Source organism: Streptomyces sp. NRRL F-6676, from assembly GCF_000725625.1.
Classification (GTDB): domain Bacteria; phylum Actinomycetota; class Actinomycetes; order Streptomycetales; family Streptomycetaceae; genus Streptomyces.
The window spans coordinates 1-12,779 of the sequence record NZ_KL647083.1 but is presented as its reverse complement, the minus strand read 5'-3'; the positions used below and the strand labels follow the sequence as shown (position 1 = coordinate 12,779).

Below are 12,779 nucleotides of genomic sequence, written 5' to 3'. Positions count from 1 at the left end.
CACGACGGCGGGCCGGGAGGGGAGGCATCGGCTGCCGGAGAACGAGGGGTCGTCGTATCAGTCATCGGCACCACCCGTGAGAAGCCGGTCCACCACGGTGTCGAGCAGGGTGTGGGGCACCGCTGTCAGAGGCCGCTTTCCGGTGGTGGCCGGACGACCGAGGTCTTCGAGCAGGACCATGGGGGAGTGGTCGTCCGGACACGGCAGGTAGCCGCGCTTGTTGTCGGTACGCAGCAGGGCCTTGACCGCTTCCGGGCGCAGCGCCGAAAGCCGGTCACGGCGCATGCCCAGAGCCGCCACGAGTTCATGGTGGCGCCGCCACGCCGCGTCCGGCAGGCCGCGAAGCTCCCGGGCGACGTCCGCGGCGGCGAGCATGCCCCAGGCCACCGCCTCACCGTGCGACATGACACCCCGTGACGCGAACTCCAGGGCGTGGCCGACCGTGTGGCCGTACTCGAAGACGAGTGCCTGGTTCTTCTCCCTGGGGTCCATGGCCAGGTAGGGCTCCTTGGCGTCGATCCCGATGTCCAACAGCGCACGCAGACCGCGGTCCGGATCGCCGAGGGGGCCGAGTGCGTCGAGTGCGCCGAGGAAGGACCCGGTGGCCGAAGGCGCGACGGCCAGTACGTTCTTGGCCATCTCCGCGGCGCCCGTGAACATCCGCTCGCCGGGGACGGTGGTCAGCCAGGCGAGGTCACAGGCGACGAGGGAGGGCCGCAGGAAGGTGCCGCAAAGGTTCTTGCCCTGGCTGAGGTTGACGGCCTGCTTGGCGGAGAGCACCGCGTCGAACGCCGCCACGGGGGTCGTGGGCAGGTGCACCAAGGGGGTGCCCCGATAGAGCAGAGCGGCGACCATTCCGGCGATGTTCCCGAGTACGCCGCCTCCCATGGCGAGTACCACGGAATCGCGGGACACACCGGCCGAGACGGCCTGCTCCAGCAGAGCGCCGACCCGGGAGAACGTCTTGTCGTCCTCGCCGGTCGTCAGCACCAGCGGTACGACTCGCGGTCCGCGGCCGGCCGTCAGGTCCTCGAGAACTCCCCGTGCATGACGTTCGACGGCTGCGTCGACGAGCATGAGGGCGTTCGAGTACTCGGCGAGTTCCCGGCGGAGCAGGTCGCTCAGGGCTTGTCGGCAGTCGAATCCATGGAAGTAGGGCATGCGCGCGGTGCCGAGTCTGAGTTCACGGCAGCTGATTCCCTGATCTTTCGCCACATCAAGCATATGTCCTCGGGAGATGTGAGGCGGATGGTTGCGCGTTTCCGTGTGCGCGGGAGGCGAGAGGAAGGCGAGGTGCCCGGGGGCGACGGCGGGGTGCGTGTCGACGGGCGGCCGTCCGGGCCGGCCCGGGCCGTTCAACTGCGGAGTCCGTGTGGTTGGACGCCGATGCCACGGATCGACTGTCTGTCCGGGCGGATTGCTGCACGGATCGTATGCCCGGGACCTGCCGACAGGCCAGAGACCTCGAGGGAGCGCCGACGCTCGCAGACGGCCTTGACGGTGTGCGGGGCGGGGCTGATCAGGGGTGTCGCCGGTCCGCTGAGGAACGCCGCCCCTGCCCCGCCCCCGGGTCGAAGGGGCGGGGCAGGGGCGGCGGGGGCCGGAACTCAGTGGCCGAAGCTGAACCAGTTGACGTTGACGAAGTCGGACGGCTGGCCGCTGGTGAAGGTCAGGTAGACGTCATGGGTCCCCGTCACCCCGGAGATGTTCGCCGGCACCGTCCGCCAGCTCTGCCAGCCCCCGGTGTTCGCCAGCGCGAAACTCCCGATCGGCGTGGCGCTGCGGCTGTCCAGCCGTACTTCGACCAGACCGCTCACCCCGCTCCCCGCCCCGCTGGCGACCCGCGCGTTGAACTGGTGCGCCGCGGTGGACCCGAAGTCGACGCCCTTGTACAGCGCCCAGTCCCCGTTCGCGACCGCGCCGATGTTCTGGCCGCCGCCGCTGTCGGACGTGGACTCCGTGAACGTCCCGGACTGGCTGTCGAACGACTCCGCCTGGATCGCGCTGTAGGCGTCCCGGTTCCCCGGCTGCGGGGTGGTACCGCTCCCACCGCCCGAGGACAGCACCTGTACGTAGTCCACGGTCATCGGGTGCCCCGGCTCCGTGCCGGCGTCCGGACCGCCGCCGAAGGCGCCCGGGAACCCGCCGCCCATCGCGACGTTGAGAATCACGAAGTAGCCGTGGTTCGTGGCGTTCGCCCACGTCGTCGCGTCGACCTGATTGGCGCGCACGGTGTGGAAGTTGACCCCGTCGAGGTAGAACCGCACCTCCTCGGGGCTCGTCGACCTGTCCCACTCCATCGCGTAGGTGTGGAACCCGGCCTGACAGGTCGTACTCGTGCAGGAGGCCGTACCGCCGATGCCGTTCGTCTCCTTGCAGGGCCCGTCCGGGTTGACACCGCAGTGCATCGTCGCCCAGTCGGTGTTGAGCCCCTGGACGTTCTCCATGATGTCCAGCTCGCCGACGGCCGGCCAGTTCTGGTAGTTGCCGCGGAACGGGGCGCCCAGCGTCCAGAACGCCGGCCAGTAGCCCTTGGCCGCCGCGCCGGTGACGTTGGGCAGCTGGATGCGGGCCTGCACCCGCAGCTTCCCGCCGGACGGCGGCTGGAAGTCGGTGCGGCGGGTCTCGATGCGGCCGGAGGTCCAGTGCCCGGAGGCATCGCGGCGCGGGGTGATCTGAAGATTGCCGGCCCCGTCGAGCGCGACGTTGCTGGTGCTGGAGGTCATCGTCTCGACCTCGCCCGTGCCCCAGTTGGCGGCGCCGCCGGGGTACGACGTGCCCGTGTCGTACTGCCAGTTGTTGGTGTCGACCCCGGTGCCCGCGGCACCGTTGAAGTCGTCCAGGAAGACCTGGGACCAGCCCGCCGGGGGAGTGGGCGCCGAGGCGCTGGCGGAGCCGGTGGTGGCGGTCGCCGCGGCGGCGGCCAGGCCCAGGGTGCCGATGACGGCGACGAGCGCGCGCCGCAGGGGCCGGCGTCTGTGAGGGGTCCGGCGGATGCCGGTGGAGGATGTCTCGGTCATCGGGGCTCTCCTTCGTGGACGTCCCGGCCTTCGGGCCGGGGTGGGGTGTCTCCCGCTTGCGGGGGAGCAATCGAAGCTCGTGCGGAGCGGGGCAGGGAAGGCCGGTTCGCCGTCAGGGTGGACCGGCGTCCACCATCGGCCGGCTGACATCCGTCGCTTACACGGGACCTGATTGGGTGTGAGATGTGATGCGGCAGGTCAAGCGGGCGTTCAAGTACCGCTGTTACCCCACGGACGAGCAGGCGGCAGAGCTGTCGCGCACGTTCGGCTGCGTCCGCCTCGTCTACAACAAGGCGCTGGAGGAGCGCACGCGGGCCTGGTACGGCGAGCAGCGCCGTGTCTCCTATGTGGAGTCGTCGGCCGCGCTGACGGAGTGGAAGAAGACGGAGGAGCTGGCCTTCCTGACGGAGGTGTCCTCCGTGCCGCTTCAGCAGGCGCTGCGGCATCTTCAGACGGCGTTCGGGAACTTCTTCGCCAAGCGGGCCAAATATCCCCGCTACAAGAGCCGGAAGAAGTCCCGTGCTTCGGCGGAGTACACCCGTAGTGCCTTCAAGTGGCGTGAGGGGAAACTGACTCTGGCGAAGATGTCGGAGCCGTTGGACATCCGCTGGTCGCGTCCGCTGCCCGAGGGCGCGGAGCCGACGACGGTGACGGTGTCCCGGGACGCGGCGGGGCGCTGGTTCGTGTCTCTGCTGTGCGAGGACACGATCCTCTCGGCTCCTGCCACCACGGACGCGGTCGGCATCGATGCGGGCATCACCTCTTTGGTGACCCTGTCCACCGGGGAGAAGGTCGCCAACCCGAAGCACGAGCGGCGTGACCGCGCTCGGCTGGCCCGCGCCCAGCGGGAACTGTCGCGGAAGGCGAGGGGCTCGGCGAACCGGGACAAGGCCCGCCACAAGGTCGCCCGCGTGCATGCGCGGATCGCCGACCGGCGCCGCGACTTCCTGCACAAGCTGTCGACTCGGCTCGTCCGTGAGAACCAAACGGTCGTGATCGAGGACCTCACCGTCCGCAACCTGCTGAAGAACGGCCGTCTCGCACGCGCCATCTCCGATGCCTCGTGGGCCAAGCTGCGCTCCATGCTGGAGTACAAGTGTGTGTGGTACGGGCGTGAACTCGTGGTGATCGACCGCTGGTTCCCCAGCTCGAAGCTGTGTGGGAACTGCGGCACGGTCGCGGCGAAGCTGCCGCTGAACGTCCGTGAGTGGACGTGCGAGTGCGGCACCGTGCATGACCGCGACGTGAACGCGGCACGCACCATCCTGGCCGCCGGGCTGGCGGCGTCTGCCTGTGGAGACGGTGTAAGACCTCAACGGGAGTCCTCCCGGACGGGGCGGTCGTCGGTGAAGCAGGAACCCCAGCGGGCGACCGCTGGAATCCCCCGCTTCTAGGCGGGGGAGGAAGTCAACTGATGAATGCCTCTTCTCTCATCACGTACGGGGAGTGGGGGTACGCGGGTGGTGCATGCACTCCGGAAGGCTGCTGAGAGCGCTCTCAGAGCGCGCGCTCAATGTGCTCTCCGGTGCCCCGGCCGTCAAGAGGTAAAGCGGGGAAATCACTTTCCGTGCGCGGGAGTTCAAGGGATGAAGGGGGCGGTAGGGGGCGGTACGGGATGCACCGCCCCCTCGGCCGTCGGTCCCTCCCGGGTCAGGACGCCCGGGACGGCGTACGGGCGCCCCGCGCGCCCTCGGAGCCGCGCTCGCGCCGTCCGCCGCGCCCGCCGGACCCTCCCGCCCCACGGCCCTGCAAGGCCACGGCCAGCGGGGTCGCCGTGAAGACCGACGAGTACGTGCCCACCACGATGCCGATGAGCAGGGCCAGCGCGAAGTCCGTCAGCGTGTCGCCGCCCAGTGCCACCAGGGCGACCAGGATGAACAGCGCCCCGATCCCCGTGTTGACGGTGCGTGGCAGGGTGCTGAGGATCGCCGAGTTGGCGGTCCTCGCGAAGGGCCCGCTCCGGTCGGTGGCGGTGAGTTCGCGGACCCGGTCGAAGACGACGACGGAGTCGTTGACCGAGTAGCCGATGACCGTGAGCAGGGCCGCCAGGAAGACGCCGTCGAGCGGCTTGCCGAGCCAGGCGAACACCCCGATCAGCAGGACGACGTCATGGGCGAGGGCCACCACCGCCGAGGTCGCGTACGTCCAGCGGAACCGTACGGCGAGATACAGCAGTTGGGTCGCGAGAGCGGCGCCGAGGGCGAGCAGCGCGTTGGTGCGCAGTTCCTCGCCGAGGCTGGGCCCGATCATCTCGTCGCGCACCTTCTCCGTCTTTCCGCCGAGTTCGCCGACGGCCTCCCGTACCTCCCGCTCCTCGGCGTCGGTCAGATCGGTCGTACGGACGGTCAGATCGCCGTCGGCGGAGGAGTGCACGACCGCACGCGGGAACCCGGCGTCCGCGAGCGCCTCCCGGGCGTCGTCGGCGGAGACGGTGCGCGAGGTGGAGTACTCGACGAGCCGGCCGCCGGTGAACTCCACCCCCAGCTCCACCCCGCGCATCGCGATGCCCGCCGTCGCCAGCACCAGCGCGACCCCCGACACGGCCAGCCAGCGCCGCGGCCGCCGCATCAGATCCGGGTCGCGGCGGCCCAGCCAGGCCCGCACCCGGCCCGTGCGGTCGATGCCCGACCATGCCGGACGCGTGCGCACCGCACGCCGGTTGACGGCGAACTCGGCCAGCACCCGGGTGATGACCAGTGCGCTGAACATCGACGCCAGCACACCGATGCAGAGGGTCACGCCGAAGCCGCGGACCGGCCCCGAGGCGAGGAAGAACAGCAGTCCGGCCGCGATCAGCGTGGTGATGTTGGAGTCCGCGATCGCGCTGAACGCCTTGCGGAAGCCCACGTTCAGCGCCGTGCGCGGGGTCGTGCGCCGGCGCGCGGTGTACTCCTCCCGCGCCCGTTCGAAGACCAGGACGTTGGCGTCCACCGCCATGCCGATCGCCAGCACGAAGCCGGCCAGCCCCGGCAGGGTGAGCGTGGCGCCGAGCGCGGCCAGGGCGGCGTAGGAGACGAGGGCGTAGCAGGCCAGCGCGAGGGTGGCGAGCGCGCCGAGCAGCCGGTAGACGACGATCACGAACAGCGAGGTCAGCGCCGCGCCGATGACGGCGGCCCACGCGCTCGCGGTGATCGCCTCCGCGCCCAGGGTGGGGCCGATCGTCCGCTGCTCGATCGTCTCCACCGGCACGGGCAGCGCCCCGCCGTTGACCAGCAGCGCCAGCTCCTTCGCCGCGCTGTCGGAGAACCCGCCGGTGATCTGCGTGGAGCCGCCCGCGATCCCCGCGCCGCAGGAGACGGACGGGTCCACCTGGGGCGAGGAGATGATCTCGTCGTCGAGGACGATGGCCACCCGGCGGGCCGGGTCCCCGGCCGGTTTGCACGCGGCCTGACCGGTCAGCTTCGCCCACAGGTCGCTGCCCTTGCCGCCGAAGTCCACGGTGACGAACCAGCCCACCGCCTGCTGCGGGTCGATCCGGCCCTCGGCGCCCTCGACGTGCTCGCCGGTCATCGCGGCCGGGCCGAGCCGCAGCCGCTGCCCGTCCTCGTCGGCCAGGACCCGCTCGCCGCCCGGGGACTCCCGCCCGGTGGCGTCGGTGGCGGTGGCGGTGCCGAGGACGGGGTGGAACGTCATCTGCGCGGTGCGGCCGAGGACGTCGGCGGCCTGGCGCGGGTCCTGCACGCCCGGCAGCTCGACGATGATCCGGTCCTCGCCGGAGCGGACCAGGTTGGGTTCCGACACCCCCAGTCCGTCGATCCGGCGGCGCAGCACCTCCAGCGCCCGGTCGGTGGCGTCCGCGTCCGCCTTCGCGGCGTCCGAGTCGCGGGTCTGCAACACGATCTGCGTGCCGCCGCGCAGGTCGAGCCCCAGCCGGGGCGGGACGGTGAGCGCGATGTACACAGACAGGGCGAGGACGACGAGGGCCAGGACGGCCCGCACACGGGAGGCGCGTTGCACGCGGTCGACGCGTTTCACAGAAGGGCTCCAGCCGTACGGCTACGGATATGAGGAAACAAATACGGGTACGGGGTATGGGTATATGCGCCGGCGCGCGAGGCTGCCCGAAGCGTGCCGTGCCGGTGTGTCAGTGGGGGAGCGGGCCGGGGCGGGACCCCGGCCGGACGGTCAGGGTTCGACCAGGCCCGCCCGGATGGCGTACCGGGTCAGTTCGAGGCGGTCCCGCAGGCCGAGCTTGTGCAGCAGGTTCGCCCGGTGGCGCTGGACGGTCTTGATGCTGATGAACAGGGTGTCGGCGATCTCCTTGGAGGAGTGGCCCTCGGCGATCAGCTTGAGGACCTCCTCCTCGCGCGGCGTCAGCACGCTGTCCGGGGCCTCGTCGCCCGAGCGGACCCGGTCGAGGAAGTTGCGGATCAGCGCCGTGACCGCGCCCGGGTACAGGAACGGCTCGCCCCGCACGGCCGCCCGGCAGGCCTCGACCAGGTCGCGGTCGGCCACCGACTTCAGGACGTAGCCGCACGCGCCGGCCTTGAGGGCCTGGAAGAAGTACTGCTCGTTGTCGTACATGCTCAGCATGAGGATGCGCAGGCCGGGCTGGAGCTGGGACAGCTCCCGGGCGGCCTGCAACCCGGTCATACGGGGCATGGCGACGTCGAGGATCGCGAGGTCGGGGTGGTGGGCGCGGGCGGCCTGGACGGCCTCGGCGCCGTCACCGGCCTCCGCGACGACCTCGAAGTCGGGTTCGCCCTCCAGGATGAGCCGCACCCCGCGGCGCACCAGGGCGTGGTCGTCGGCCAGCAGGATGCGGGTGCGGGTGGCGGCCGGTGGGGTGGTCGGTTCTGTCATGGGTCAGGCGTTCTTCCGGGTATGTGGAGCGGGGGCGGGCGGCGGCTCGGCGGGGGCGGGGGCCACGGTCGTGGTGGGCACGGTCAGCAGCAGCCGGGTGCCGCCCTCGGGGGCGGGGGAGAGGTCGAGTGCGGCGCCCAGCAGCAGGGCGCGCTCCCGCATGCCGCGGATGCCGGCGCCCTCCCGGGCCGGGCCGATGCCGCGGCCGTCGTCGGTGATCTCCAGGACGACGGCGGTGCCGGTGCGACGCAGCGCGAGCACGGCGCACCCGGCCTCGGCGTGCCGGGCGATGTTGGTCAGGCCCTCCTGGGCGACCCGGTAGAGCACCAGCTCCGCCTCCCGGTCCAGCGGGGGCAGTCCGTTCTCCAGTCGGCGGACGACCCGCAGCCCGGTGTGGGTGGCGAAGTCGGTGGCGAGCGAGGTGAGCGCGGCGATCAGGCCGAGGTCCTCCAGCACGCCGGGACGCAGCCGGCGGGCCAGTCGCCGCACCTCGTCCAGGCTCTCCCGGGTGATCTCCTGCGCCTGCCGCAGGTCCTCGCGGAGCGGTTCCGGAGCCTGGTCGGCGGCGCGCTTCAGGCCGAGCAGCACGGCGGTCAGGCTCTGGCCGACCTCGTCGTGCAGCTCGGCGGCGATCCGGCGCCGCTCGGCCTCCTGGGCGGAGAGCACGCGGGCGCTGGAGGTGGCGCGCTCGGTCTCCAGCCGTTCCAGCATCGCGTTGAACGTACGGATCAGCTCGGCGACACCGCTCTGCGCGGGGACGGGCAGCCGCTGCCCCGGGCGCAGCAGGTCGACGGTGGACATCAGCCGGGACAGCCGCTCCAGCGGGGCCAGGCCGATGCGGAGCAGGGCGGCGTTGGCCACCAGCATCACCGCGAGGCCGGCCAGCAGGATCACGGCCTCGGTCAGCACCACCGGTACCGAGACGGTCACCGGGGCCCACAGCAGGAGCGCGGTGGCCGCGCCCAGGACCAGGGCGTTCAGGCCGAAGATCCGCCAGAACAGGGACACCGGGGCTCATGCCTTCCGTCGTTGTCGTCGGCTGTCGTTGCTTGTCGTTGCTTGTCGTTCGGTACGTGGCCGGTCGTTCGGTACGTGCCGGGTGGGCGCGTACGTCCACTATCGCCGTTCGCGGGCGGCCACCGGCCGTGGGGTCACGGAGGGTGGGGTGGCGCGGTGGCCGCCCTGGTGCCAAGACTGCCGTGCCGGGCGGGCGGGGGTCGATGGGGAGCGGGCCCCATCTGCGCGGCGCGCGGGGGCCGGGAAGCCCGTCGGCGTGCACTGCGCGACCCACCGGAAATGGGGTCCGCGACCGATGGCCCGTCCGGGGGCGGCCGACGAAGGTGGAGGGCGAGCGGGGAGACCGTCAGCTTCCCGCCCGGCTCCCGGGGCGCCCGTCGGCCCCGGTCGGGGCCGGTCCGTCCGACGTGAGGGACGGACGGGCCGGCCCGGGCCGAGGGAGCCGCTTTTCGTAGAAAGGACCTGTTGCGATGTCGCTGGACACCGCCCGCGCCGGTTCGTCCGCCGGGCGTCTGAGCATGCACGAGGCCCGGCAGCGCCTGGAGCACGAGCGCAATGCGCGGCTCGCGCAGTTGGAGGCGTTGCGTGAGGGGCAGGGGGACGCGGTCGCCGATGACCTGGTGTCGGCGCAGCGGATGGCTGTGCGGAGGGCGCTGAAGGACATCGACGCGGCGTTCGGGAGGCTGGAGGACGGGTCGTACGGGGTGTGCGGGGGGTGCGCGAAGCCGATTCCGGTGGAGCGGCTGGAGATCCTTCCCTACGCGGGGTCGTGCGTGCCGTGCGCGCAGCGGGCGGACTGAGGGGTCCGTCCGCCGGGGCTCCGCCCCGTTGACCCCGGGGCGCGTCGTCGGGTGCGGGTGGGGTGTGGCTGGTCGCGCCCACGTGGCGGAGCCGCAGATCGACACAGTCCCGCGCCTCTGGGTCGGCCGGGGGTTTCGGGTGGCAGCCGTCCGTGTCGCATCCCGTTCGGAGAGGGGAAAGCCGTGGAGCAGCAGGTCGTCGTCGGTGGTGTCAATGCCGGGATCGGGCCCGGGGAGCTGGGTGCGTTGCGGGAGGGTCTGGTCGAGCAGCGGGAGTTCCGGCTCGATCAGCTCGCGCAGCTCGGGCATGTCGCGCCCGCGCGGGCGCGGCGGGCCCGCGAGCGTGGTGTGGCCTCGCAGCTGGAGGTGCACGTCAAGCTGTGCGCGTCCGCCCGCATGGTGCTCGCCGACGTGGAGGCCGCCCTCGCCCGGATGGACGAGGGCAGCTACGGGCTCTGCCTGCGCTGCGGCCACCCCATGGACCTGCCCCGCCTCCGCATCGTCCCCCAGGCGCGCTACTGCGCCCCCTGCCACCGGACCAGGGAGGTGAACCGGTGACGTCCGCACGGCGCGAGCCCGGGTGGCGGGCGCTGCGGCGCTCCCCCGGCCTCGCGCTCGACCTCGGCAGCGCCCGTACCCGCGTCTGGACCCGGGCACACACCATCCTCGACGCGCCCACGGTCTCGTTCGGTCCCGCGGACGACGCCGGTGTCGTCCGTCCCGTCGAACGCGGTGCGATCGTCGACTCCGACGGGGCCGCGCGGCTGCTCACCCGGCTGCTCGCCCCCCCGCGTTCCCCGGTACGCCCGCCCCGTGATCGTCTGCACCACCCCGGTGCTCGGCGGCGCGGAACACCGGGCGGAGCTCGCCGCGGCGCTGGCCGGACTGCGGCCGCGCAGCGTGCTGGCGATCGACACCGTCCGCGCGATCGCGCTCGCGGCCGGTGCCGACCTGTCCCGGCCGCTGCTCGTCGTCGACCTCGGTGCCCAGCTCACCGAGATCGCCCTGCTGTGCGACGGCACCGTCTCCGTCGCCCGCCGCGTCGAACACGGCACCGGCGATCTGCGGACCCTGACCGCGAGGCAGCTGGCCGACAGGGTCACCGAGGCGGTCACCGGCCTGGTGCGGGAGGATCCACGCCCGGAGTTCGTCGACGCGCTCGGCCGGGGGCCGCTGCTCGGCGGGGGCGGCGCGCTGCGCCCGGAGCTGGTCCACCGGCTCGCCCGGCAGCTCGACACCTCCGTCCGGCCGGTGCCCCGGCCGCACACCGCCGCCGTACGCGGGGCTGCCGTCGCGCTGGACTCGGCGCGGCGCCATCCCGTCCTGGCCACGCCGGTCGGCCCGGCGGGCCGCGCCTGACCGCCGCCGGCCGACCACCCCGTCCGCCGGTCCGATGTCGTACCAAGGAGGCGACATGCCCGACCTCGTTCCGCGTGCCGAGCCGCCGCCGGCCGTCTCCGCCGACCGCTGGTGGCGCTGGCGCCCCGGCCCGCTGCGCCGGCCCGGGGACCTGCTGCTGGCCTGGGCCGGACTGCTGCTGGGCGCGGTGGTCGCCGCGGCCGCGCCGCTGACCGGGTACGCGGTCGGCACCGCCGTGTACGACCGGGCGACGCACAGCGCCCGCGCCGAGACCGACGGCGGGCGGCACACCACCGCCGTACTCGTCCAGGACGTGCCCCGGCACCCGGAGCCGGGGTCGGAGGAGGAGCAGGAGAGCCGCTACCCGGCGAAGGTGCGGTACACCGCGGCCGACGGGACGGTCCGCACCGCCACCGCCGAGGTGGCGCCGGGGCTCGCGGCGGGCGACCGGGTACGGGTGTGGACGGACGCGGCGGGCACGATCGCCGAGCCGCCGCGCACGGCGGAGGAGATCCGCAGCCGGGCCATCGGGTCCGGGATCCTCGCGGGGGCCGGGGTGCTGGTGCTGGGGCGGCTCGCCCACCTGGCTGCCGCCTGGGCGGTGCTGCGGCGGCGGATCGCGGCGTGGGGGTGCGAATGGGAGCGGGTCGCGGGCCGGTGGACGGCCCGGCCGTGAGGGGGCCCGGCGGCTGGTGGGCGCCACCGCCGTCGTCGAAGAAGATCCGCGCCCGTGGAACCCGGCCGCCGATTCCCCCCTCTTCACGGTCGGAAGCCGCACGGCGCACTCCCCCCGCGCCGTGCGGCTTCCGTGTGTCGCTCAGGGTGTCGTCGGGCGCCAGCCCAGGGCGCGGCTGATGCCGCGTGCGGCCAGGCGTACGGTCGGGGTGAGCGCCGGGACGTGGACGTCGTCGAGGGGGACGACGACCGACACCGCCGCCGTCACCCGGCCGTCCGGGCCGCGGACCGGTGCCGCCACCGAGACCGCGTCGTCGGTGATCTGGCGGCTGCTCACCGCCACGCCCGCGCGGCGCACCTCGGCGAGCCGGCGGCGCAGTTGGGCCGGGTCGGTGACGGTGTGCGGGGTGAACGCGGCGAGCGGGCCGGCGCAGTACTCCTCCTGCACGGACTGGTCGCTGTGGGCCAGCAGGGCGAGCCCCACGCCGGTGGCGTGCAGCGGCCAGCGGGCGCCGACGCGGATGTGCACGCCCACGGCGCTGCGGCCCGAGAGCCACTCGATGTACACGACCTCGCCGCCGTCGCGGACGGCCAGTTGCACGTTCTCGTGCGTGGCCTCGTAGAGGTCCTCGAGGTACGGGAGCGCGACCTGCCGCAGCGCCAGACCGCGCGGGGCGAGCGCGGCGACCTCCCAGAGCCGGAGGCCCACGTGGTACACGCCGGCGCCGTCCCGCTCCAGCGCGCCCCACGCGGTGAGCGCGCCGACGAGACGGTGGGTGGTGGTGAGGGGGAGCGCCGCGCGGCGGGCGATCTCGGAGAGGGAGAGGGCGGGGTGCGCGTGATCGAACGCGGCGAGCACGGAGAGAAGCCGGTCGGGGGCGGAGCGGGGTGGCTGTTCGACGATGACGGTTCCAGGGGCGGCGGATGACGGACGAGGGCTGCGCCCTCAGCATGCCGTACCGGGGGTTCGCGGTCGGGTGCGGGTGGGACGCGGCTCGTCGCGCCCACGCGGCGGAGCCGCACATCGATACAGCCCCGCGCTTTCAGGGGCGCGGGGAACTGCGCGATCAACCCCCACCCACCCGCACTCCCCCCACACCCCCAC

The 12,779-nt window shown here is 73.1% G+C and carries 11 protein-coding genes; 5 read left to right on the top strand and 6 right to left on the bottom strand.

Going from position 1 to position 12,779, the window contains the following annotated elements:
* Positions 1-57 precede the first annotated feature (57 nt).
* Together IO29_RS31530 and IO29_RS31525 are read right to left on the bottom strand one after the other, a co-directional pair.
* Complete coding sequence (locus IO29_RS31530) at positions 58-1,161, bottom strand: 3-dehydroquinate synthase family protein (protein WP_030378737.1); 1,104 nt, start codon at positions 1,159-1,161, stop codon at positions 58-60.
* Positions 1,162-1,607: 446 nt separating this feature from the next.
* On the bottom strand, positions 1,608-3,020 hold the full coding sequence (locus IO29_RS31525; protein WP_030378736.1) for a glycoside hydrolase family 16 protein: 1,413 nt from the start codon (positions 3,018-3,020) through the stop codon (positions 1,608-1,610).
* A 185-nt stretch (positions 3,021-3,205) separates the two neighbouring features.
* Between IO29_RS31525 and IO29_RS31520 the strand changes: the two genes are divergently transcribed.
* Complete coding sequence (locus tag IO29_RS31520) at positions 3,206-4,414, top strand: RNA-guided endonuclease InsQ/TnpB family protein (RefSeq protein WP_030378735.1); 1,209 nt, start codon at positions 3,206-3,208, stop codon at positions 4,412-4,414.
* A gap of 256 nt (positions 4,415-4,670) precedes the next feature.
* Here IO29_RS31520 and secD read toward each other — a convergent pair whose 3' ends face one another.
* From secD to IO29_RS31505, 3 genes are all read right to left on the bottom strand, one after another.
* Positions 4,671-6,995 carry a protein translocase subunit SecD gene (gene secD, locus IO29_RS31515; protein WP_030378734.1) on the bottom strand — a complete coding sequence of 775 codons (2,325 nt, stop codon included), beginning with the start codon at positions 6,993-6,995 and terminating at the stop codon, positions 4,671-4,673.
* Between the two features lie 150 nt (positions 6,996-7,145).
* Complete coding sequence (locus tag IO29_RS31510) at positions 7,146-7,823, bottom strand: response regulator (RefSeq protein WP_030378733.1); 678 nt, start codon at positions 7,821-7,823, stop codon at positions 7,146-7,148.
* Positions 7,824-7,826: 3 nt separating this feature from the next.
* Complete coding sequence (locus IO29_RS31505; RefSeq protein ID WP_030378732.1) at positions 7,827-8,831, bottom strand: HAMP domain-containing sensor histidine kinase; 1,005 nt, start codon at positions 8,829-8,831, stop codon at positions 7,827-7,829.
* A gap of 479 nt (positions 8,832-9,310) precedes the next feature.
* On the opposite strand from IO29_RS31505, the gene IO29_RS31500 reads away from it, so the two are divergent.
* From IO29_RS31500 to IO29_RS40470, 4 genes are all read left to right on the top strand, one after another.
* On the top strand, positions 9,311-9,640 hold the full coding sequence (locus IO29_RS31500; RefSeq protein WP_030378731.1) for a TraR/DksA C4-type zinc finger protein: 330 nt from the start codon (positions 9,311-9,313) through the stop codon (positions 9,638-9,640).
* 183 nt (positions 9,641-9,823) lie between these two features.
* Complete coding sequence (locus IO29_RS31495; protein WP_030378730.1) at positions 9,824-10,198, top strand: TraR/DksA family transcriptional regulator; 375 nt, start codon at positions 9,824-9,826, stop codon at positions 10,196-10,198.
* Between the two features lie 255 nt (positions 10,199-10,453).
* Positions 10,454-10,999, top strand: coding sequence for a hypothetical protein (locus tag IO29_RS40475; protein ID WP_324609245.1), 546 nt, complete (start codon positions 10,454-10,456; stop codon positions 10,997-10,999).
* A 55-nt stretch (positions 11,000-11,054) separates the two neighbouring features.
* Positions 11,055-11,675: an Rv1733c family protein gene (locus IO29_RS40470; protein ID WP_030378729.1), complete on the top strand. Its 621-nt coding sequence runs from the start codon at positions 11,055-11,057 to the stop codon at positions 11,673-11,675.
* 141 nt (positions 11,676-11,816) lie between these two features.
* Here the strand turns inward: IO29_RS40470 and IO29_RS31480 are convergent, their stop codons facing one another.
* Positions 11,817-12,578, bottom strand: a complete 762-nt coding sequence (locus tag IO29_RS31480; RefSeq protein ID WP_030378728.1) for an IclR family transcriptional regulator — start codon at positions 12,576-12,578, stop codon at positions 11,817-11,819.
* Between the last annotated feature and the right edge of the window lie 201 nt (positions 12,579-12,779).